We start from the raw sequence: 21,342 nt of genomic DNA on the forward strand, positions 1-21,342 counted from the left end.
CCCTCGGGTCGGCTGACGCCGACCATGTTCTCCGCGCGGTTGCACCCCCGATCGCTCGCGCTTGCCGGGCACGCTTCTGCGGTGGTGCCCGTGCACCACTACGGTCTCAGCCACCCCCGACAAAGACCACGATTCGGGTGAACGCCGCACGTTCATACGGCGCTGACCCACCCTAGGGACGGCGGATGCTGCGCCACAACTCAGCCTGTGGATAACGATGTGGAGAGTCTGCGCGAAACGCCGAGGGCCGTGTGCAGAAGGTGTGGGAAGTTCTGGGGATAACTTACTAGTTTGTGAACCTATTAGTGGCCTGACCAGGATAAAAGTTATCCCGGGGCTGTGTGGGAAAAGTTGTCGGATGCCTGTGGTCACCCTCGAGCGCGACACTCCGGTGGGTGTGGACAAACGTTGCGGATTAGTCGCAGTGGTGATAGGCGGATCAACCTCGGCAGGGCACCGTCGTGCCCGTCCGGGCTACGCGAACGGGCCGCACCCCCAAGTGGGGTACGGCCCGTTCCTGGCGCCTTGACGCTACTTCGCAGCGACCACCTGGAGGGTGATCGTGGCGTTGATGTCGTCGCGCAGTTTGATGGTCGCCTCGTGCGTGCCGACCGACTTGATCGGAGAGCCGATCTCGATCTTGCGCTTGTCGACGGCACCGATGCCCGCGGCCTCGACCGCGTCGGCGATGTCGCCCGTCTTCACCGAGCCGAACAGGCGGCCCTCTGCGCCGGCCTTGACGGTGAGCTTCACCGTCGCCGCCTCGAGCTTCGACTTGAGGTCCTGTGCCTCTTCGATCGTCGCGTGCTCGCGAGCGGCACGCGCGGACTTGATCTGCTCGACCTGCTTCTCACCGCCGCGGGTCCACGCGATCGCGAAGCCCTGCGGAATGAGGTAGTTGCGGGCATAGCCGTTCTTGACATCGACGATGTCCCCGGCCGAGCCGAGGCCGGAGACCTCGTGCGTCAGAATCAGTTTCGACATGGGTGACTCCTAACGGCCGGAGCCTGCGTAGGGCAGAAGAGCCATCTCGCGGGCATTCTTGACTGCCTTGGCGATGAGGCGCTGCTCCTGCACGGAGACACCGGTGATGCGGCGGGCGCGGATCTTGCCGCGCTCGGAGATGAACTTGCGCAGGGTGGCGACGTCCTTATAGTCGATGACGCCAACACGGACGGTCTTCGCCGGAGCGGCGTTCTTGCCGTCCTTACCCTTGCGGATCGGCTTGCGGCGGTCGCCGCTCGACTTTCCAGCCATGGTTATTCCTTTGATGAAGCGGATGCCTGGCTTCAGGCATCCGTGAAGAGTTGTTTAGAAAGGGGTCTCGTCGCTGTAGTTGCCCGGCGCGTTCCACACGTCGGAGCTCGAGTCTGACCCGGTGGACGGCGCCCACTGCTCGTCGTTGGATGCCGCACCGCCGACGCGGCCGCCCCCCGACGACTGAGCACGCGTGACGGACGCGGTGGCGTAGCGCAGCGACGGCCCGATCTCATCGATCTCGAGCTCGATCGAGGTGCGGCGCTCACCTTCCTTCGTCTCGTAGGAGCGCTGCTTGAGCCGCCCGGTAGCGATGACCCGTGAGCCCTTGGTGAGCGATCCCGCCACGTGCTCGGCGAAATCACGCCACACGCTTGCGCGCAGGAACAGAGCCTCGCCATCTTTCCAGTCGTTCGCCGCACGGTCGAAGGTGCGCGGAGTGGACGCGATGGTGAAGTTGGCAACTGCCAGCCCATTCTGCGTGTAGCGCAGCTCCGGGTCGGCCGTGAGGTTGCCCACCACGGTGATGATGGTCTCGCCTGCCATGGGACTAGGCGCTCGCCTTGTCGGCGGACTCGACGGGCTCAGGCCTGCGCTTGCGGGCCTGCTTCTCGTCCGCTCGCTTCTGGGCGGCGGCGACCTGGGCGATCGCTTCTTCGGCACGCAGCACCTTGGTGCGGATGACTGCCTCGGACAGCTTCAGCTGGCGGTCGAGCTCCTGCGTGGCATCCGAGTTCGCCGTGAAGTCGACGACGGCGTAGATGCCCTCTGACTTCTTGTCGATCTCGTACGCCAGGCGGCGCTTGCCCCAGATGTCTACCTTGTCGATCGAACCACCATCGTTGCGAATGACGTTGAGGAACTTGTCAAGGCTGGGAGCAACGGTGCGCTCATCGATCTCCGGATCGAGGATGACCATCAACTCGTACTGATGCATGACTAACCCACCTCCTCTGGACTAGAACGGCTGCAGGCTTTCTGCAGCAGGAGGGTATGTGCATCGTCGTCCGCGCACGCAAGCGGATGCCAGGCGGGCAGACAACCCACCAAGCCTACCGGATGCCCGTCTGATCGGCCAATCCGCCCCCGGCCCACCGCTGGTTGAGTAGCCGCGTTGGCAACCCGCGGTCCCCACCGGGAACGGTCCCTAGGCTTGACGCATGACCGAGCGTCCCCTGAGCATCGCGGTGGTGGCGCTCCACACGTCGCCGTTCGCGGCGCCGGGTTCGGGCGACGTCGGCGGTATGAACGTGCTCGTGCGGGCAACCGCGGAGCGAATGGCATCCGCGGGGCATCACGTCGAGGTGGTCACGCGGCGGTTCACCCGTGACCTTCCAGCGGTGAGCACACGGCCGTCGGGTGTCGTGCTGCGGCTCGTCGATGCGGGGCCGGCGGCACTTCGGCCGAAAGGGGAGCAGGAGGCGTTCGTCGACGCTTTCCGCGCCGGTCTGGATGCCGTGGGCGGCATCGACATCGTGCACTCGCATCACTGGCTGGCAGGCATGGCCGGCCTCCCGTTCGCGCATGATCGTCACGTGCCGCACGTGCAGAGCTTCCACAGCATCGCGGCGCATCCCTCCACTGCGCTCAGCGAGGGGGAGCGGCCCGAGTCGGGCGGCCGCCTGGCCGGAGAGGCGTGGCTCGCCACCTCGTCCGATGCGATCATCGCGGTCAGTCACGCCGAGGAACGCACCATCATCCAAAGGCTCAACGCCGACCCCCACCGGGTGCGCGTTGTGCTTCCCGGTGTGGATGCGGCGCTGTTCCGCCGCGGCGACCGCCGGCTCGACCCGAGGCCCTACGTCGTCACCGCTGCGCGCCTCGAGCCACTGAAGGGCATCGACCTCGCCATCCGCACCATCGCGGCCGTGCCCGCCGGGCGGCGGCCGGAGCTCGTGATCGCCGGGGGCCCCACCGACGGGTACGAAAGACACGTCGACGACTTGCGGCACCTCGCGGCCGAGCTCGGCGTGACCGAACTGGTGCACTTCGCCGGACCCCTATCCCGCGAAGACCTCGCCGAGCTCTTCGCACACGCTTCGGCGGCGCTGGTGCCGTCGCACTCGGAAACGTACGGACTCGTCGCCCTCGAGGCGGAGGCGAGCGGCGTGCCCGTGCTTGCCGCGGCATCCGGTGGTCTCGTCGAAGCCGTGAGCCCCCGAGCGGCCGCGTTGCTCCGTTCGCGGGATCCAGAGGAGTGGGCGGCTCGGCTGACCGACATACTCGACGACGAGGCGCGGTGGCGCGCTCTGTCTGCGGCGGGCATCCGCTTCGCGCACGAGCGCTCGTGGGACCGCACCGCACGAGAGACGGTGCAGGTGTACCGGGATCTCCTCGGTCGCGCCGCGCACGACGCGTGGCGGACCTGCGCGTGAACCCATTCGGGCACGTCGACCGCGTGCTGTTCGTCCACGCGCATCCAGACGACGAGACCCTTTCCTCAGGAGGGCTCATCCTGTGGCTGGCCGGTCGTGGCATCCGGGTGGCGCTGCTCACCGCGACCCGCGGCGAGCGCGGCGAGGTCGTGCCCGCGCTGCGAGGCGAGGTGGGCGACGACGCCGACGTGCTCACGGGCATCCGTCTCGACGAGTTGCGTGGCGCCGTTCGCGTGCTCGGAATCAGCGAGGCATACCTGCTCGGCACGCCGCCCGCGCGCGCGACCGGCCTACCCGCCAGGCGGTACAGCGACTCCGGAATGCGTTGGGTCACCCCTACGCTTGCCGGACCGGTGGACGACGCCCCGCCCGATGCGCTCACGCGGGCAGCGCAGGAAGAGGTGGAGGCCGACATGCTCGCCGTCATCCGCCACGTGAAACCCGGTCTCGTGGTCGGCTACGACGACCAGGGCGGCTACGGGCACCCCGACCATGTCTGCATCCGCTCCGCCGCGCTGCGCGCGGGCGCGAGCGCGGGCGTTCCGTTCGCGGAACTCGTGTCAGCGGACACCGCCGGCGCTTTCGTCGTCGACGCGCCGGACCGAATCGAAAAGATCAAGGATGCCCTCCGCTGCCATGCGACGCAGCTCACGGTGGACGGCGACGAGGTCGTGCACTCCGGCGGGCAGCGCGAGCGGATCCGCACCGCCTACGGCGTGCGCATCGCGGCGCCGGCACACCCCACCGCCGGTTGAGTAGCACGCCGCAGGCCCGCCCCCCCACTCAACCACGGTCTATCGCTACCGCGCGGCCCACCACTCGCGCAGCAGGCGCTCTGCTTCCTCCGGGCCCACCGGACCCTCGTCGAGCCGCACGTCGAGCAGGAACTTCATGGCGCGGCCGACATCCGGTCCCGGCTTCAGGCCGAGGATGCGCATCACGTCGGTTCCGTCGAGATCCGGACGCACGGCATCCAGTTCCTCCTGCGCCTGAAGCTCCCGGATGCGCTCCTCGAGATCGTCGTAGGCGAATCCGAGCCGGTCTGCCTTACGTCGGTTGCGCGTCGTGACGTCCGCGCGCGTGAGCTCGTGCAGTCGTTCCAGCTGGTCGCCCGCATCACGCACGTAGCGCCGCACAGCGGAGTCGCTCCAGGTGCCGTCGGCGTACCCGAAGAAGCGCAGGTGGAGCTCGATCAGGCGTGCGACGGCATCCACCGTCTCGTTGTCGAAGCGCAATTCACGCAGCCGCTTGCGGGCGAGCTTGGCGCCGACGACGTCGTGGTGGTGGAAGCTCACGGCGCCGCCAGGCTCGAGGCGTCTCGTGGCCGGCTTGCCGATGTCGTGCAGCAGCGCCGCGAGGCGAAGCACGAGGTCGGGTTTCTCGCCCGGATGCCGCTCCTTCTCGTAGCCGATCGCCTGATCGACCACGGTAAGGGTGTGCCGGTACACGTCTTTGTGGTGGTGGTGCTCGTCGATCTCCAGCCTAAGGGCAGGCAGCTCGGGAAGGATGCGCTCGGCCAGCCCGGTCTCCACCAGCAGCTCGAGCCCGGCGCGCGGGTCGTCACTGCTCATGAGCTTGATCAACTCGTCTCGGATGCGCTCGGCACTGACGATCTCGATGCGATCGGCCATCTCACGCATGGCAGCCACGGTGTCGTCGCTCACCGCGAAGCCCAACTGAGACGCGAACCGTGCTGCGCGCAGCATGCGCAGCGGATCGTCACCGAACGACACCTCCGGCGAGATCGGCGTGCGCAACACCCTGCCAAGAAGGTCGTCCACACCATTGGACGGGTCGACGAGCACGACGTCCGGCACGCGAAGGGCGAGCGCGTTCACCGTGAAGTCACGACGAACCAGGTCGCCCTCCAGCGTCTCGCCGAACACCACCTCAGGCTTACGGGTCGCGCCGTCGTAGCTGTCCGCGCGATACGTGGTGATCTCCACCGTGTCGTCGCCAAACCGCGCGCCCACAGTGCCGAACTGGCGTCCGATGTCCCACCAGGCATCCGCCAGTGGTTTCACGATTGCGACAGTGCTCGCGGGCGTGGCATCCGTCGTGAAGTCGAGGTCGTTCACGGTGCGGCCCAGCAGCGCATCGCGTACGGGACCGCCGACCAGCGCAAGCTCGTGACCGGCATCCGTGAAGGCCCGGGCGAGGCGTGACACGACGGGCGACTCGGCTGTTTCGCGCAGGCGCACGAGGGACTCGGCGACGCTCTGCATAGTGCTCGACAGTCTACCGGCGGCCGCTGCTGCGCCCGGTCGGATAACGGATGCTTGTGAACCCCCGCCGAGAACCCCCTCGGCTTGCGCCGAGTCCGGGGTTCCGCGATCGTCGTCCCCGTACAATTGCCGTCATGCTCCCCGTCTACCCCTGCGCTGCCGCATGCGGCTGATGAGGGGACGGGGTCGTTGGGGTGCACTGCTTGCCGCGTGTGCCGCCCTGGCGATCGCGGTGTCAGCCCCCTCGGCTTCGGGGGCGGCGGTCACCGTCTCTGACAGCCGGCCGCAGGGATCCCACACGGACTCCGACGGCGACGGGGATTCGCCCACCGTCGCCTTGTACGCCGGGAACGCGGGAACGCAATCGGCCGGCCAGTCGGTGACCGTCACGATCACCATTGCGAACACCACCTCCAAGGTCGTCAGCCCGGGAACAGCGACCATCGCGATCACTCAGAAGCCCCTCGACTCGCGGGACGACCTGGATGCCTGGCTCAAGCCGGGCGGTGACGACCCGGCAACGCGCGTGCTCGCCTCCGTGCCCACGCAGGGCGTCACAGCTGGCACCAACCAGCGAGTCGCCACGTTCACCATCCCGGAGCAGACGGTCGGACTCTCGGGCGCGACTGCGGTGTACGGGCTCGAAGCCACCGTTACGGATGCCGGCGGGACCATCGGCAAGGGTTACTCGAGCCTCACGTACGAGGGCACGGGGGCGCAGCACCAGGTGGGTCTGGCGATTGCCATGCCCATAACGGTGCCACCGACCTCCAACGGGCTTATCGCCCCTGACGACCTCGCGACGTACACGGCGGCCGACGGCCTGCTGACCAGGCAGCTCGACCTCGCGCGCGATCACCCGTCGATGGCGATCGCGATCGACCCCATGATCATCGCGTCCATCCGGGTACTGGGCACGTCGGCGCCGCAGAGCGCACAGGCGTGGCTTTCGCAGCTCGACTCGCTCACGAACGACTCGTTCCCGCTTCAATACGGAGATGCAGACGTGGCCGCGCAACTGCAGTCCGGCCTGGCCTCGCTGCTGGCGCCGACGTCGTTCAACTACGCCATGGATCCGCGCAACTTCCCCAGCCAGCTCTCGGTGGGGGAGACGCCTGAGCCCACGCCGACGGCGACCACCAATCCGTTCGTCACACCGACCCCGACGCCCACGACACAGCAGCCGAACGTTCCGACGACCGCCCAGCTGTTGTCCTGGCCGTACACGTTCAGTGGCATCGCCTGGCCCGCGGACGGCAGCCTCCGCGCCAGCGACATCGATGCCCTTGCGGCCAATGGCTACCCCTCTGCCATCGTCTCCGGATCCAACACCAACCAGTCATCCCTCTCGGTCACCCCGAACGCTCCGATGCCGGTCAAAGGAGGCGTCGCCGTGGTCACAGACCAAGGCGTCAGCGACGCTCTGCGTTCGGTCGTGACCGCGATCGGGACCGACGAGGAGAACGCGGCACTGGCATCCGTCACAGCGCAGCTCGCCGAGATCAGCACGCAGAGCTCGGGAGGAAGCATCATCCTCGCCGGACTTGATCGCGACTGGCCGGCGAACTCGACCGAGGCCAGCCACGCGCTCGACACGGTGTTCGCACTTCCGTGGGTCACGGCATCCTCACTGCGCGACGCCCTCACGGCGCCCATTTCCAGCGGTCTGGAGCTGCAGGATGCCTCACCCGACGGAGCACGCATCGCCGCCGCGCAGGCACTCAGGAACGACGCGGGCAACCTGGATGCCTTCGCCACCCTGCTCGCGGATCCCACGGCGCTCACGGGGCAGACCCGCAACGAGCTGCTGTCGCTGCTCGGCGTCGCCTGGCGTCAGTCGGACAACAACTGGCCCGCGGCGGTCGCAGCGTTCCACGCGAAGGCGGCCCAAACCCTCGGCTCGGTGAAGATCGACCCGACGGGCAAGATCACCGTCGCAAGCGCGCAGAGCCTCATCCCGGTGACCGTGACGAACGCATTCGACCTACCGGTCAACATCGTGCTGCGTGCAACTCCGTCGAACAACAGGCTCGAGGTGGACTCGGACACGGCCAAGACCATCCCGGCGAAGGCGAGCGCCAAGGTGCTCGTGCCGGTGAAAGCCAAGCTCGGCAACGGAAGCGTACGGCTCGGGCTGCAGCTGTACAGCCCGACGGGCCTGCCGATCGGCACAGCACAGACGGCCGCCATCGACGTGCACGCCGACTGGGAGGGCCTGGGTGCCCTCATCCTGGGCATCGCCTTCGTGCTCTTCTTCGGCTTCGGACTCACCCGCAGCATCGTGAGGCGCGTCAGGGCGCGGGGCTCGGCCGCCGACGATGGTGAGAAGGCAGCCGAGTCGGATGCTGAGTCTGACTCTGACGACGCCGGCACGGATGCTCAGAGTGACCCAGGTGCGGAAGACGTCACGTCTGCGCAGAGTGACGCCGGTTCGGAGCCCGGAACGGATGCCCCGAGTGGCACCGACGCACAAGTCCACGCGGATGCCCGTGATGGCTCGGTCGGCGACGAAGGGAGTCCCCGTGGCTAGCGTCGGTCGGGCGAGCGCGATGCTCGCCTCCGGCACGATGGTCTCCCGGGTGCTGGGCTTCGTGCGTTCGTGGGTGCTGATCCAGGCGATCGGGGTGATCGCGGTCGGAGCCAACGCCTATGGCACCGCGACGCAGGTGCCGAACAGCATCTACGCGATCATCGCGCAGGGAATCCTGAGCGCCGTACTCGTTCCGCAGATCGTGCGGGCATCCGTTCATGCAGACGGCGGCAAGGGCTACATCAACAAGCTCGTCACGCTGGGCATCCTGATCTTCGCGGCCGTCGCTCTCGTCGCCACGCTCCTGGCGCCATTCCTCGCCCAGCTGTTCGGTGCCCGAGGTGCGTACGCGGGCCTCGTCACCGCGTTCGCATACTGGTCGCTTCCCCAGATCTTCTTCCTCGGTCTGTACACGCTGCTCGGCGAGGTGCTCAACGCGCGGAAGTCCTTCGGACCGTTCACGTGGGCACCCGTATTCAACAACGTCGTCAGCATCGCCACGCTCGTCGTGTTCATCCTCGCGTTCGGTGCCGACCCGAATAGTCACCGCCACATCGGGGCCTGGACGCCCGGCATGATCGCGTTGCTCGGAGGCGGAGCCACGCTCGGCATTGCCGTGCAGGCGATCGTGCTGTTCTTCTTCTGGCGCAGAGTGGGGCTGAAGTTTCGCTTCGACTTCCGCTGGCGCGGCGTCGACCTCGGAACAGCGGGCAAGGCCGCCGGCTGGACGTTCGCGATGCTGATCCTCACACAGGTCGCCGGCCTCATCGAGGTGAACGTCGCCAACACCGTCGGGAATTTGAACGTGGCGTCCGTCGCCGCAATGACGCAGTCCTGGCTCATCTTCATGCTGCCGCACTCGATCATCGCCGTCTCGATCGTCACGGCCTATTACACGCGCATGTCCGAGCACGCGAACCGCGGCGACCTGAGCTCTTTCCGCGTTGACTTCTCCACTGCAACGCGGATGATTGCGTCCCTGATCAGCTTTTTCTCCGTCGCAATCATCGTCGCGGCTTATCCAATTGCCACGGTGTTCACGCCCTCTGCCTATAGCCAGATGGGCAATGTGCTGATCGGCTACGCCGTGGGTCTGGTGCCATTCTGCGTTCTCTTCGTCATCCAACGCGCGTTCTACTCGCTGGGTGACACTCGAACCCCGTTCCTCTTCACGCTGGCCCAGGTCGTCGTCGTCATCGCTGGTGTGCTGCTCTGCCTCATGGTCGCTCCCGAGTACCGAGCCATGGCCATCGCGTTCGCCGTGTCGACGGCCGGGACTGTTCAAGCGATCATCGCGGCCGTGCTCCTGCGCCGCCGCATGCACGGGGTGGACGGCCGACGCATTCTGAGCGGTCTTTGGCGCTATCTGGTTTCGGCCCTCCTGGCGGGCGTCGCGGGCTTCGGCGTACTCGTCCTCCTGGGTGGAACGTCCAACGGCTTCGCGGTCGCCAGCCGACTGACCGCCGTGGTGGCGATCGCGGTGATCGGCGTCGTCATGCTGGTGATCTACGCCGTGATGCTGCGGCTTTTGCGCACAGAGGAGTTCTTGCTCGCGTGGTCGGTTCTGCGTGCCCGGATCCCCGTCCGGTCCCGGAGTCGAGGTCGCTGACGACGTCACTCGCCGACGCGTGCAGGTGCCGTGGAATAGCATCCGCCTACACTGTGTTTCACACCACAGCGAGCGCTTAAGACGTGAAAACCGTGCGCTCGCCCGGCGCCGATAGTCCGAAGACGAGGGCGCTGGTGAGACGAGGAGAGCACGTGCGGCAGATCATCATCATCGGTTCCGGCCCGGCGGGTTACACGGCGGCCATCTATGCTGCGCGCGCCAACCTCGAGCCCCTCGTGATCGCCAGTTCGGTCGAGGCCGGCGGCGAGTTGATGAACACCACAGAGGTGGAGAACTTCCCGGGCTTCCCGGACGGCATCATGGGTCCCGACCTGATGGCGAAGCTGCAGGTTCAGGCCGAGAAGTTCGGCGCCGAGGTGTTGTACGACGACGTCGTTTCGCTCGACCTCTCCGGCGACGTCAAGAAGGTGAACGTTGGGGGCGGAGACACGCTGGAGGCGAAGTCGGTCATCTTCGCAACCGGTTCCGCCTACCGCAAGCTGGGCTTGCCGGAGGAGGAGCACCTCTCGGGACACGGCCTTTCCTGGTGTGCCACCTGTGACGGCTTCTTCTTCCGCCAGAAGACCATCGCTGTTGTCGGCGGCGGCGACTCCGCTATCGAGGAGGCGACGTTCCTGACGCGGTTCGCGTCGAAGGTTTACGTGATCCACCGTCGCGACCAGCTGCGGGCATCCAAAATCATGCAGGATCGCGCGTTCGAGAACGACAAGATCGAGTTCGTCTGGAACAGCGAGGTCGCAGCGATCAATGGCGAGACAGCAGTCACCGGTGTGACGCTGCGCGACACCGTGACCGGAGAGCAGAGCAACCTCGCGCTGGACGGCGTGTTCGTCGCCATCGGTAACGACCCTCGCACGCACCTCGTGCATGGACAGCTAGAACTCACGCCCGCCGGCACCATCGCAGTCGAGGGACGCAGCTCCAAGACCAACTTGCCAGGCGTCTTCGCAGCGGGCGACGTGATCGACCCGACCTACCGTCAGGCCGTCACGGCAGCTGCGAGCGGAACCGTCGCCGCACTGGACGCCGAGCACTACCTGGCCGCACTCGACCAGGCCGAACACGAAACCCTCGCCCTGGCCAACTGAGCCGGCGCGAAGAGCCGAAAGCCTTTCGCGCCGCCGAGGCGGCGCCGAACCGATAGAAGGAGAACAATGTCCACCGCCAAGTCCGTCACCGACGCCACGTTCCAGCAGGACGTGCTCGACTCCGACAAGACCATCCTCGTCGACTTCTGGGCCGAGTGGTGCGGGCCGTGTCGTGCAGTCGCGCCGATCCTCGACCAGATCGCCGCCGAGCACGGTGACAAGATCGAGATCGTCAAGCTCAACGTGGACGAGAACCCGCAGACCGCTTTCAAGTACCAGATCACCTCGATCCCAGCACTGAAGGTCTACCAAGGCGGCGAGGTCGTGAAGACCGTCATCGGTGCCAAGCCGAAGCCTGCCCTCGAAGCCGACCTGGCCGCCTACATCTCGTAGTCGGTCACAGGCTTTCACGCCCGTCCGGCACACGCCGGGCGGGCGTTTTCTATACCCGCACATACCTTCGCACCACAACCTCCGGAGCCGGCCCTCGGATCGGCATCCCCTAGCATGGAATCCACGCTCAGAACGGAATGAAACGTGATTGAAAACGGCGGCCCGCACACCGCGGGCAACAACCTCGACCCCTGGTTCTCGTTGTATGCGCAGCGCACGGCCGGCCTGGCCGCCAGTGAGGTTCGAGCTTTGTTCGCAGTCGCGTCCAGACCCGAGGTGGTCTCGCTCGCGGGCGGTATGCCGTACGTCTCCGCTCTTCCCGAGGACCTCGTGGTCGGCGCCATGGAGCGCGTCATGCGCGAACGTGGTCCCGTGGCCCTGCAATACGGCTCTGGTCAGGGGATTCCCCTCCTACGTGAACAGATCACCGAGGTGATGGCTCTCGAGGGCATCAGCGCCAGTGCCGACGATGTGATCGTCACCACGGGGTCGCAGCACGCGCTCGAGCTCTTCTCGAAGCTCTTCATCGATCCGGGCGATCTGGTGCTCGCCGAAGGCCCCAGCTACGTGACGGCGCTTGTGATCTTCAAGTCGTACCAAGCCGAGGTCGACCACGTGCCTATGGATGAGCACGGCTTGATTCCGGATGCCCTGCGCGAGCACATCGCGAACGCGCGGGCCGTGGGCAGGCGCATCAAGTTCCTCTACACGATCCCCACGTTCCACAACCCCGCCGGCGTCACGCTGACGTGGGAGCGGCGGCTCGAGATCCTCGAAATCTGCCGGGAGAACGGCATCCTCGTGCTCGAGGACAACCCCTACGGCCTGCTGTACTTCGAGCAGAAGCCTCCTGCGGCGATGCGGTCGATCGACGACGATGGTGTGGTCTACCTCGGCACCTTCTCCAAGACCCTCGCCCCTGGGTTCCGCGTCGGATGGGCGCTGGCACCGCACGCCATCCGGGAGAAGCTCATCCTCGCCAATGAGGCCGCCGTGTTGTCGCCCAGTTCGTTCACGCAGCTCGTCGTGTCGCAATACCTCAGCGACGCCGACTGGCGCGGTCAGATCGACACGTTCCGGGGCGTCTATCGCGAGCGCAAAGAGGCGATGATCTCAGCGCTGGAGGAGCACCTGCCCGAGCTCAGCTGGACCAACCCGAACGGCGGGTTCTACGTGTGGCTCAACCTGCCGGAGGTGCTCGACTCGAAGGCGATGCTTCCGAGAGCGGTGACCGAACTCGTCGCATACACCCCGGGCACGGCGTTCCATGCGAACGGGGACGGCACTCAGAACATGCGCCTGTCCTTCTGCTATCCGACACCGGATGCCATCCGCGTCGGCGTCCGCAGACTGGCCAACGTGATCAACGGCGAGCTCGATCTGCTCGATACTTTCGCCGGCACCGGCCGGCTGCGCGCCGAACGTGCCTTCACCGACACGTTCCCGCCATCCGACCTCCGCTAGCTCCGACCGGGGAAGGGTCGACAATGACCGACTTCGAACGATTGAACGTGCTGGTCCTCGCGGGCGGGCTGTCCCATGAAAGGGATGTCTCGCTCCGCTCGGGCAGGCGCGTCGCCGACGGTTTGGCCGCGCACGGACACCGGGTGACCGTGCGCGAGCCGGACTCGTCGCTTCTTGCGGCCATTCGCGACCTCGATCCGGATGTCGTGTGGCCCGCCCTCCACGGAGCCAGCGGAGAGAACGGGGCGCTCCGCGCACTGCTGACGACAGCGGGTATCCCCTTCGTGGGCGCCGACGCCGAGGCGGCACGCCTCGCCTGGCTCAAGCCCGTGGCGAAGACGGTGGTTGCCCGCGCAGGGGTGCAGACACCGGCATCCGTCACGCTACCGACCGAGACGTTCCGCGAACTCGGCGCCGTCAGTGTGCTCGAGGCACTCGGCGATGCCCTCACCGCGCCACTCGTCGTCAAGCCGGCCGAAGGTGGATCGGCGCAGGGCGTCACGTTCGTCGATGACATCGCAGACCTGCCGCGCGCCCTCGTGAACGCCTACACCTACAATGAGGTTGCGTTGATCGAACGCCGCGTGACGGGTATCGAGGTCGCTGTGACCGTTCTCGATACCGGCGCGGGTCCCGTGGCCCTTCCGGCGGTGGAGATCGTTCCGCGAAACGGCGTCTACGGATTCGAGGCGCGGTACAACGCGGGGGAGACGAGCTTCTTCACACCTGCCCGCCTGACGGTTGCCGCGACCGACCGCGTCGCGGAAGCCGCCATCGCCGCTCACGAGGCGCTCGGTCTTCGGCATTTGTCCAGGGTCGACCTCATCGTCGATCCCGATGGTCAGCCGTGGTTCCTGGAGGCCAACGTACTGCCCGGGCTCACCGAGACGTCCCTGGTACCGCTCGCTATCGAGGCTGCCGGCTTCGATCTCGGCGCCGTCTACGCCGGGCTCGCCGAGCAGGCCATCCGCGACGGGTTGGCTCTAGCCGGGCAGTGACTCGCCGGGCAGTGACTCGCCGGGCAATGACTCGCCGGGCAATGACTCGCCGGGCGATGTCTGGTCGGGAAGTAGCTCTAGCTGGGCGGCAGCTCTGGCCGGGTAGCAGTCCTAGCTGGGCCGTCTCTCGTGCCGTGTCACTCGTGCCGGACTGAATGACGCCGGACAGTGGTTCGGGCCGGGGGCAGTAGCTCGGGCCGGGCACTAGCTCCGGCGGTGGACACCCTGGCTGGACACTCGCTCCGGCCGCAGCGAGTGGTACCGGCCAGCGGTTCTGGCCAGGCAGCGGTTCTGGCAAGGCAGTCACCCGGCCAGGCAGTCACCCGGCCAGGCAGTCGCCCCGGCCAGGCAGCCGCTCTCGCCAGCTCCTGCCCTGGTTAGCCGAGACCTGGAGCACGAGCCGCGCAGACCTCGCGCGATTGGCCGGCCACCTCTTGAATTCGCCGCCCTGACCTACCCATGGTCAGCGAGGTTGGCCGGGCCGGCTTCCGGGTGGCACTCTTTGCGAGGTCTCTGCTCCGGTCACAGTCTTGCTGCATGCATGGGGACAGGGCCCAATCGCCCGCACTCGTCGGTCAGAAGAGTCGGGACGAGTCGGTCGCAATGTTTCACGTGAAACCGTTGCGGGCGTGGGCGCTCGTTGGTCGCCCCGGCCTGCACGCCCGCCTCCATTCTTAGAGCAGAACTGCCGTCGTCGCGGCAAGCGTGGTTTCACGTGAAACATGCGCGGTGCCAATTCAGCCCCTAGTGATCCTGACGGAACCAGCCCCTTCGGGAACCAGGCCTTCCAAGTCGGAACGTCGGAGCTTGGTGCTAGTGGCTTGGCGTGGGGAGCCCGGTCTTCGGAGCCTGGTGGTCGGGAGCTTAGCGGCGGGAGCTCGGTCTTCGGAGGCCCGTGTTGCGAGCCCGGTGTTGCGAGCCCGGTGTTGCGAGCCCGGTGTTGCGAGCCCGGTGTTGCGAGCCCGGTGTTGCGAGCCCGGGGTTCGGAGCCCGTTGTTGGGAACCTGGTGTTCAGAGCCCGGTCATCGGAGCTTCGCGTTCGGAGATCGGGGTTCGAGGTCGGGGCTCCGAGATCGGTGGTCCTAGATGGGGGCTCCGAGATCACGTGCCAGCTGGCAGTTCGGACCTCCAGGTGTCCCAATGGCCTGCGCACGTCGTCTCATACAGAAATGGTCACTCCGATGCGACCACGCAAGGACCAGCGCCACCACGTTCGCTCAGTCGACCCAAGCTCACCGGCGGAATTGACTCAAACCCCCGATGTTTCACGTGAAACAACACGGCTCCCGAACTCGCCTTTACGGCCAGAGCCGTCTGCGTGTCCAGCGAGTCGCCTCGCGGATGTACTGCAGCCTCAGGTGGTCGCGACTCGGCGCACCTTGCCAGAACTCGACACGAGTAGGCGTAACCTGCCAGAGGGTCCAGTCCGGTGCGACGACCTCGGGTTCGCGTTCCATCCGGGCACGCTGTTCCGCGATCAGTTGTTCGTGGCTCGCCGGGTCTGCCATAGGGGTGCTCTGTTTCTCGAGCAGGGCGACGGCTCGGGCATCAGGGTGCCTGGCGAGGAAGTCGGTGGCCGCATCGTCTCTCGGCGCACGGGTTGCGACGCCCCGTACGCGCACCGCTCGAGCAACCGCCGGCCAGTAGAAGGTCATCGCGCATCGCGCATCGTGTGCGAGTTGTGCACTCTTCGCCGACTCGCCACCCGTCGCGATTTCGAGGCGGAAGTCCGCGGTCACGTCCTTCAGCATCAGCACGCGGGCGTCGGGCGCCCCGGACTCGTCGACAGTCGACAGTGTCGCCGCAAGCGGTTCCGTGACTCGGGCATCCAGCGCGTGCAGCAGCCATTCGACGAAGAGCTCGCTCGGGTCGTCGGGAGCCGAATCGGGGTCCCATTCCGGAGCAAGGCCGGTAACGGAAGGTGTTGAACGCAGTCGATCGCGGAGGCTCTGCATGGCATCCGATCATCGCAGTTGTGCCGCGCAGCCACCAATCAGCGATGTAGTGCGTGGCGAGACGTGCACTACATGGCCACGCAGATCCACATGAACCGGTGTCGAACGGCGATGCCATCGACCAATCGAGCCTCGCGCCAGCCGACGCGCAAGGCGGCACTGCCTGCTCGGGGCGTTCAGCCCGCGTAAGGGGTCTCGCCGATCTCGCCGAGGATGCGATTGAGGTCTTGTACCGAGGCGAACTCGATGGTGATCTGACCCTTTCGTGCGCCAAGCGCGACCTTGACCCTGGTGTTCAGGCGGTCACCGAGCCGCTCGGCGATCTCATCGAGGTGCGACTGTCGCTTTCCGGCAGCGGGTCGAGGCTTCACCTGCTTGGGCGTTGCACTGACCAGAGCCTCCGCCGCACGCACGGAGAGGTCCTCATTGACGATCTTGTCCGCGACGCGCTGCATGGCGTCGACATCACCCGCGGCGAGGATGGCCCTCGCGTGGCCCGCGCTCAGTACGCCCGCGGCAACGCGCTGCTGCACAGGCGCCGGCAGCTTGAGCAGTCGGATCGTGTTGGTGATCTGCGGACGCGATCGCCCAATCCGCGTGGCGAGTTCGTCCTGCGTGATACCGAAATCGGCCAGAAGCTGCTGGTAGGCGGATGCCTCCTCGAGCGGATTGAGCTGCGATCTGTGCAGATTCTCGAGCAGGGCGTCCCGGAGCATGTTCTCGTCGGCGGTGTCCTTGACGACGGCCGGGATCCGATCCAGCCCAACGGTCTTCGTCGCGCGCAGCCGGCGCTCGCCCATGATCAACTCGTATTTGCCGGGCAGAGCCGAAATCGGCCTCACGACAACCGGCTGCAGCACGCCAACCTCGCGGATGCTCGCCACAAGCTCGTCCATCGCCTCTTGGTCGAACTCCGTGCGGGGCTGCTGGGCGTTAGGGACGATGTCGTCGGGGGAGAGGCTGGCCAGCCGGGCTCCCGGGACAGCGACCAGGCCGTCGTCGGTGACGGGCCTCCCCTCGGAGGCCCCCCTGTCGTGGAAGAAGACATCCACGGGACGCTTGGCGTCCGAGTCGGTGGTGGTGGGGATCAGCGCGCCGATTCCGCGACCCAAACCCGTGCGCTTCGCTGCCATCGTGTCTTTCGTTCCCTGTTCTGCCGCGTCGCGGCCTCGGACTGTGCTTGAAGAGAATTCGGAATCAGCGCGGGGCTCCGCGTTTGGCTATCTCGGCTGCTGCCTCCCGGTACGAGATCGCACCAGGCGACGCGGCGTCGTAGCTGATCACGCTCTGTCCGTAGCTCGGCGCCTCAGATATGCGCACCGACCTCGGGATGATCGTCTCGAGAACCTGCTTCGGGAAGTGCTGTCGCACCTCTTCGGCCACCTGATGGGCAAGGTTGGTGCGCGAGTCGAACATGGTCAGCAGGATCGTGGACACCTGGAGCTTCGGATTGAGGTGCTTTTCGATGAGCGCGATGTTCTTGAGGAGCTGGCTGAGACCCTCGAGCGCGTAGTACTCGCACTGAATGGGGATGAGCACCTCGGTCGCCGCAACGAACGCATTGATGGTGAGCAGCCCGAGTGAGGGCGGGCAGTCGATCAGCACGTAGTCGATGCCCTCAGGAATCTCCTCGAGGAACGTGCCGAGCGCCCTTGCCAGGCGCTGTTCACGCGCCACCATCGAGACCAACTCGATCTCGGCGCCCGCCAGATCGATGGTCGCGGGAACGCAGAAGAGATCGCGCTGATCGGGGGAGGCCTGAACAACATCGGCCATGTCCGTGTCGTTGACGATGACGTCGTAGACGCTCGGAGTGCCTTCGCGGTGCTCGACCCCGAGGGCGGTGGATGCGTTGCCCTGGGGATCGAGATCGATTACGAGCACACGCGCACCCGAGCGGGCGAGTGCCGCCGACAGATTGACGACCGTCGTCGTCTTGCCGACGCCGCCCTTCTGATTCGAGATGGTGAAGATCCTGGTGCGTGAAGGCAGCGGCAACGTCATCTCATCGATCGCCTGCCGCCGACGACTGAGGTCGGCGACCTCGCTGGCGAGGGGAGTCGACATATCCACCGGCGAACGTACCTTTCGCGTGTTGCTTCTCGGGATGTTTCACGTGAAACGCGGCCCGTATGGTGCCGTCGAGCATCGCGAATCTGGCGACGACCGACGGGGCTCGGAGTTATCTCACTGTAGCCCGGATAACCCTGGTGACTTCGTCGACGACGCCCGTTCCGAGAATCTCCACGCGCGCATCGCGGATGTGGAAACGTCGCAACTCCTTGCCCGCTGCCGCGATCTCGGCATCCGCATTCGCGCCCTTCATGAGCACCAGCTCACCGCCGTCCCTGACAAGCGGCGCGGTGATCGGAATCAGCTTTCGGAAGGCACTCACGGCACGAGCCGTCACCTGCTCGAGGGGAGCGTCGAGCCGAGCATCCTCGGCCCGCGCCCTCAGCACTTCCACGTTCTCCAGACCGAGCGCTTCGCGTTGCTCCCGCAGCCAGGCGACGCGGCGTTCCATGGGTTCGATCAGAACGAACCGCACGTCCGGCCGGGCGATCGCCAGCACAAGTCCCGGAAGCCCGGCGCCGCTGCCGACATCGCCTACGGTTCCCCCGGCAACCAACAGGGGAGCGACGACAGCGCAGTTGAGCACATGCCGCGTCCACAAGCGCGGCGGCTCTAGAGGTCCGATCAGTCCGCGTTCTTCTCCTTCTCGGGCGAGAGCGGAGCTGAACGCGCGTGCCAGATCGAGCCGCTCGCCGAAGAGAACGGCAGCGGACGCAGGCTCGGCCTCGACGTCAGTCGTCATGTTTCACGTGAAACGGCGCCTTAAGCGCGGGTGATCACGGTGTGGCGCTCGGATGCCTCGCCTACTGAATGCGATGAGAACCCGCGCTCAGCGACCACATCGTGGATGATCTTGCGCTCATACGACGACATCGGGGGCAACGCTGCCTGCGCAGCACCCTGCTCGATGCGGTCGATCGCCCGGTCGACCAGAACCGCGAGCTCCTGCTTACGGGCATCCCGCGATCCGCCGATGTCCAGGATCAGCCGCGAGAACGAGGCCGTCTTCGCCTGCACGGCAAGACGAGCCAGCTCCTGCAGAGCATTCACCGTCTCAGCGCGGCTCAGCAGACGAAGTGCCTCTGGATCTTCCGCAGTAACAGAGACGTACGGACGCCCGTTCTGCACATCGATGTCAAGGTCGCCGTCAAGGTCGCAGATGTCGAGCAACGCCTCGATGTAGTCGGCAGCAGCGTCGCCCTGTTCGTCCAGCCCCGCCTCGTCGGGTACCCGACCGACACGCTGGACCTCGACCACGTCGCCGTTGGTCTGTGCATCCTCGGACTCACCGGCGCCATCGATCGGCGATCCCTCTGCCCCGTGAACGGCAGTCTCGTCTGTCATGCTCACTATTTCTTTCCGCCGGACTTCTTGGCTCGGTTCTTACTGACCGGCTGCTGCCGCTGCGTCGTGACGGGCTTCGCCGGCACTTCGTCGACGATCAACACCGGGGCACCCTCTGGCGAAATGAGCTTGCCTTTTCGTGCCAGGCGAGCCTCGCGCGCCTTCTCGGCCTCACTGCCGGGTGTCGGCATGTTGCGGATGACGAGCCACTGCTGACCCATGGTCCAGAGGTTGGACGTCAGCCAGTAGAACATCACGCCAAGCGGGAACGCCACACCCGAGAAGAGGAACACGAAGGGCAGCAGGTAAAGCAGAATTCGCTGCTGACGGAACTGGGGGCTCGCCTTCGTCTCCGCCGACATGTTCTTGGAGACGATCTGCAACTGCGTCGTGAACTGCGACGCGGTCATCAGGAGCACCATGATGGCCGCGATCAGCATGACTTCCCAGCTGAACGGCTTGCCTGCGACCATGAGCGACCACTGCGAACCGAACGAAGCATTCAGCGGGGCGCCAATGAACTTGGCCGTCTGGAACGAGTGCAGAAGGTTTGCACCAGCGAGCAGTCCGACGCTGTCCTTGCCCTGCTGCGCATCGTTGAGCACGTGGAACAGGCTGAAGAACACCGGCATCTGCAGGAGCAGCGGAAGGCAGGAGCTCAGCGGATTGGTGCCGGTGCGCTTGTAGAGCTCCATCGTCTCGCGCGACATGGCCTCGCGAGAGAACTGGTCTTTCTTGCCCTTGTACTTGTCCTGGATCTTCTTCAGCTGCGGCGCTACCTCGAGCATCCTTCGCTGATTCTTGATCTGACGCACGAAGATCGGAATGAGCGCTGCACGGATGACCGCGGTGAGTCCCACAATCGAGAGAACCCAGGTGAGACCGGCGTTCGGGTCAAGACCGATGGTCGACCAGAGCCAGTGCCAGCCGATCAGCAGCAGCTGTACGAGCCACTCGATCGGCCAGAGAATCGTATAGATGAAGTCCATCTCTTAGTCGGTCATCCTTTTGCGTGGCCGCGTGCCACCACGAACCCGAACGGCGTGACGGAATAGCGGGGGGTCTTCTTGCGGGGAACATCATCGACTCCGCCTGCGGCCCACGGGTGGCAACGGGCGATGCGGGCGATGCCGAGAGCAGTGCCGACGAGAACGCCGTGCTCCTGGATCGCGCCGAGTGCGTAGGCAGAGCACGAAGGGTAGTAGCGGCAGACATCGCCGTAGAGCGGTGAGATCACCGCCCGATAGGCGCGCAGAAGCAGCACAGCGACGTTTCTCGGAAAGAGGAGGACGGTCGTCATCACGGCATGCATCGGGCGCCTACTTTGTCGACGGCTCGGCGGATCTCACCTTGCAGAGTAGTCCACGACGCCTGCACGGACCCTGGCAGCGCTCGCACGACGATGTCGTAGCCGGGCGCGAGCTCCGGAAGCTCGTCGCGGCATACCGCCTTGAGGCGACGTCGGACCGTGTTGCGCGCGACAGCACCGCCGACCGCCTTGCTCACAATGAAGCCGAAGCGCGCGGGCATCCCGTCGGATGCCTTCCGCACGTAGGTGATCGTGTTCGGTGCGTGCACCCGCGCTCCCTTGCGAACGGTCAGACGGTAGTCGGCTCCGCTCCGGATCCGGTTCGCCTTGGCGAGCACCGCACTCTACGGAACTACGCGGAGAGCTCGGTGCGACCCTTACGGCGACGGTTGGCGAGGATCGCACGACCGGCGCGGGTGCGCATGCGCAGGCGGAAGCCGTGAACCTTGGCGCGACGACGGTTGTTCGGCTGGAACGTTCTCTTGCTCATCAGACAGGTCTCTCGATCGATGTTTCGGTTCTCTTCGTGAGGCATGCCTCATGGGACACATTTCGCCCAAGGCGCCCGGAGAAGGAAGATATGCCGCTCGCATGACGTGCGGTCAACCCATTAACGGTAGATGGTGGCACCCGGCAGGTCAAACCGGCCGGAGAACAAACGTTGATTATCCCCAGCGACAGGACTATGCCTGGAGAGGCAC

General features: G+C 66.0%; 22 protein-coding genes. 8 read left to right on the forward strand and 14 right to left on the reverse strand.

Going from position 1 to position 21,342, the window contains the following annotated elements:
* Nucleotides 1–531: 531 nt before the first annotated feature.
* The 4 genes from rplI to rpsF are packed head-to-tail and all read right to left on the reverse strand — an operon-like array spanning nt 532 to nt 2,194.
* Entirely contained in the window at nt 532–984 is a 453-nt protein-coding gene (gene rplI / locus ACO2Q7_RS10495) for a 50S ribosomal protein L9 (protein ID WP_423355553.1), read from the reverse strand.
* 9 nt (nt 985–993) lie between these two features.
* Nucleotides 994–1,257: a 30S ribosomal protein S18 gene (rpsR, locus tag ACO2Q7_RS10500; RefSeq protein WP_170025587.1), complete on the reverse strand. Its 264-nt coding sequence runs from the start codon at nt 1,255–1,257 to the stop codon at nt 994–996.
* Between the two features lie 54 nt (nt 1,258–1,311).
* Entirely contained in the window at nt 1,312–1,803 is a 492-nt protein-coding gene (locus tag ACO2Q7_RS10505) for a single-stranded DNA-binding protein (RefSeq protein WP_423355554.1), read from the reverse strand.
* 4 nt (nt 1,804–1,807) lie between these two features.
* Nucleotides 1,808–2,194 carry a 30S ribosomal protein S6 gene (rpsF, locus tag ACO2Q7_RS10510; protein ID WP_423355555.1) on the reverse strand — a complete coding sequence of 129 codons (387 nt, stop codon included), beginning with the start codon at nt 2,192–2,194 and terminating at the stop codon, nt 1,808–1,810.
* A gap of 223 nt (nt 2,195–2,417) precedes the next feature.
* Here rpsF and ACO2Q7_RS10515 point away from each other — a divergent pair, with 223 nt between their 5' ends.
* Nucleotides 2,418–3,632, forward strand: coding sequence for a glycosyltransferase (locus ACO2Q7_RS10515; protein ID WP_423355556.1), 1,215 nt, complete (start codon nt 2,418–2,420; stop codon nt 3,630–3,632).
* Nucleotides 3,614–4,387 (forward strand): PIG-L family deacetylase, encoded by a 774-nt coding sequence (locus tag ACO2Q7_RS10520; protein ID WP_423355557.1) that lies wholly within the window; start codon nt 3,614–3,616, stop codon nt 4,385–4,387. Before ACO2Q7_RS10515 ends, ACO2Q7_RS10520 begins: the two co-directional genes overlap by 19 nt.
* Nucleotides 4,388–4,432: 45 nt before the next feature.
* On the opposite strand, the gene ACO2Q7_RS10525 is transcribed toward ACO2Q7_RS10520, so the two are convergent.
* The gene (locus ACO2Q7_RS10525; RefSeq protein ID WP_423355558.1) at nt 4,433–5,857 is read right to left on the reverse strand and encodes a CCA tRNA nucleotidyltransferase; all 1,425 of its coding nucleotides are present in this window, start codon (nt 5,855–5,857) and stop codon (nt 4,433–4,435) included.
* A 172-nt stretch (nt 5,858–6,029) separates the two neighbouring features.
* On the opposite strand from ACO2Q7_RS10525, the gene ACO2Q7_RS10530 reads away from it, so the two are divergent.
* The 6 genes from ACO2Q7_RS10530 (at nt 6,030) to ACO2Q7_RS10555 (ending at nt 13,960) form a co-directional block, all read left to right on the forward strand.
* Nucleotides 6,030–8,387, forward strand: a complete 2,358-nt coding sequence (locus tag ACO2Q7_RS10530) for a DUF6049 family protein (protein ID WP_423355559.1) — start codon at nt 6,030–6,032, stop codon at nt 8,385–8,387.
* The gene (murJ, locus tag ACO2Q7_RS10535) at nt 8,380–9,996 is read left to right on the forward strand and encodes a murein biosynthesis integral membrane protein MurJ (RefSeq protein ID WP_423355560.1); all 1,617 of its coding nucleotides are present in this window, start codon (nt 8,380–8,382) and stop codon (nt 9,994–9,996) included. Before ACO2Q7_RS10530 ends, murJ begins: the two co-directional genes overlap by 8 nt.
* A gap of 152 nt (nt 9,997–10,148) precedes the next feature.
* The gene (trxB, locus tag ACO2Q7_RS10540) at nt 10,149–11,105 is read left to right on the forward strand and encodes a thioredoxin-disulfide reductase (protein WP_423355561.1); all 957 of its coding nucleotides are present in this window, start codon (nt 10,149–10,151) and stop codon (nt 11,103–11,105) included.
* Nucleotides 11,106–11,171: 66 nt separating this feature from the next.
* Nucleotides 11,172–11,498 carry a thioredoxin gene (gene trxA, locus ACO2Q7_RS10545; protein WP_423355562.1) on the forward strand — a complete coding sequence of 109 codons (327 nt, stop codon included), beginning with the start codon at nt 11,172–11,174 and terminating at the stop codon, nt 11,496–11,498.
* Nucleotides 11,499–11,642: 144 nt separating this feature from the next.
* Complete coding sequence (locus ACO2Q7_RS10550) at nt 11,643–12,962, forward strand: PLP-dependent aminotransferase family protein (RefSeq protein WP_423355563.1); 1,320 nt, start codon at nt 11,643–11,645, stop codon at nt 12,960–12,962.
* Nucleotides 12,963–12,985: 23 nt separating this feature from the next.
* The gene (locus tag ACO2Q7_RS10555) at nt 12,986–13,960 is read left to right on the forward strand and encodes a D-alanine--D-alanine ligase family protein (protein WP_423355564.1); all 975 of its coding nucleotides are present in this window, start codon (nt 12,986–12,988) and stop codon (nt 13,958–13,960) included.
* A gap of 1,298 nt (nt 13,961–15,258) precedes the next feature.
* Here ACO2Q7_RS10555 and ACO2Q7_RS10560 read toward each other — a convergent pair.
* The 9 genes from ACO2Q7_RS10560 to rpmH form a co-directional block, all read right to left on the reverse strand.
* The gene (locus ACO2Q7_RS10560) at nt 15,259–15,915 is read right to left on the reverse strand and encodes a pyridoxine/pyridoxamine 5'-phosphate oxidase (protein WP_423355565.1); all 657 of its coding nucleotides are present in this window, start codon (nt 15,913–15,915) and stop codon (nt 15,259–15,261) included.
* Nucleotides 15,916–16,091: 176 nt separating this feature from the next.
* A complete protein-coding gene (locus ACO2Q7_RS10565; RefSeq protein WP_423355566.1) occupies nt 16,092–17,048 on the reverse strand; it encodes a ParB/RepB/Spo0J family partition protein in 957 nt (318 codons plus the stop codon).
* 64 nt (nt 17,049–17,112) lie between these two features.
* A complete protein-coding gene (locus ACO2Q7_RS10570; protein ID WP_423355567.1) occupies nt 17,113–17,982 on the reverse strand; it encodes a ParA family protein in 870 nt (289 codons plus the stop codon).
* A gap of 115 nt (nt 17,983–18,097) precedes the next feature.
* Nucleotides 18,098–18,730 (reverse strand): 16S rRNA (guanine(527)-N(7))-methyltransferase RsmG, encoded by a 633-nt coding sequence (gene rsmG / locus ACO2Q7_RS10575; RefSeq protein WP_423355568.1) that lies wholly within the window; start codon nt 18,728–18,730, stop codon nt 18,098–18,100.
* A gap of 20 nt (nt 18,731–18,750) precedes the next feature.
* Entirely contained in the window at nt 18,751–19,332 is a 582-nt protein-coding gene (locus ACO2Q7_RS10580) for a protein jag (protein ID WP_423355569.1), read from the reverse strand.
* Between the two features lie 5 nt (nt 19,333–19,337).
* Complete coding sequence (gene yidC / locus ACO2Q7_RS10585; protein WP_423355570.1) at nt 19,338–20,321, reverse strand: membrane protein insertase YidC; 984 nt, start codon at nt 20,319–20,321, stop codon at nt 19,338–19,340.
* A gap of 11 nt (nt 20,322–20,332) precedes the next feature.
* On the reverse strand, nt 20,333–20,632 hold the full coding sequence (gene yidD, locus ACO2Q7_RS10590; protein WP_423355571.1) for a membrane protein insertion efficiency factor YidD: 300 nt from the start codon (nt 20,630–20,632) through the stop codon (nt 20,333–20,335).
* The gene (gene rnpA, locus ACO2Q7_RS10595; protein WP_423355572.1) at nt 20,632–20,979 is read right to left on the reverse strand and encodes a ribonuclease P protein component; all 348 of its coding nucleotides are present in this window, start codon (nt 20,977–20,979) and stop codon (nt 20,632–20,634) included. The genes yidD and rnpA overlap by 1 nt, the downstream gene beginning before the upstream one ends.
* Before the next feature lie 14 nt (nt 20,980–20,993).
* Nucleotides 20,994–21,131, reverse strand: coding sequence for a 50S ribosomal protein L34 (rpmH, locus tag ACO2Q7_RS10600; RefSeq protein ID WP_026940492.1), 138 nt, complete (start codon nt 21,129–21,131; stop codon nt 20,994–20,996).
* Between the last annotated feature and the right edge of the window lie 211 nt (nt 21,132–21,342).

The organism is Rathayibacter sp. KR2-224 (genome assembly GCF_049446075.1).
Lineage (GTDB): Bacteria > Actinomycetota > Actinomycetes > Actinomycetales > Microbacteriaceae > Humibacter.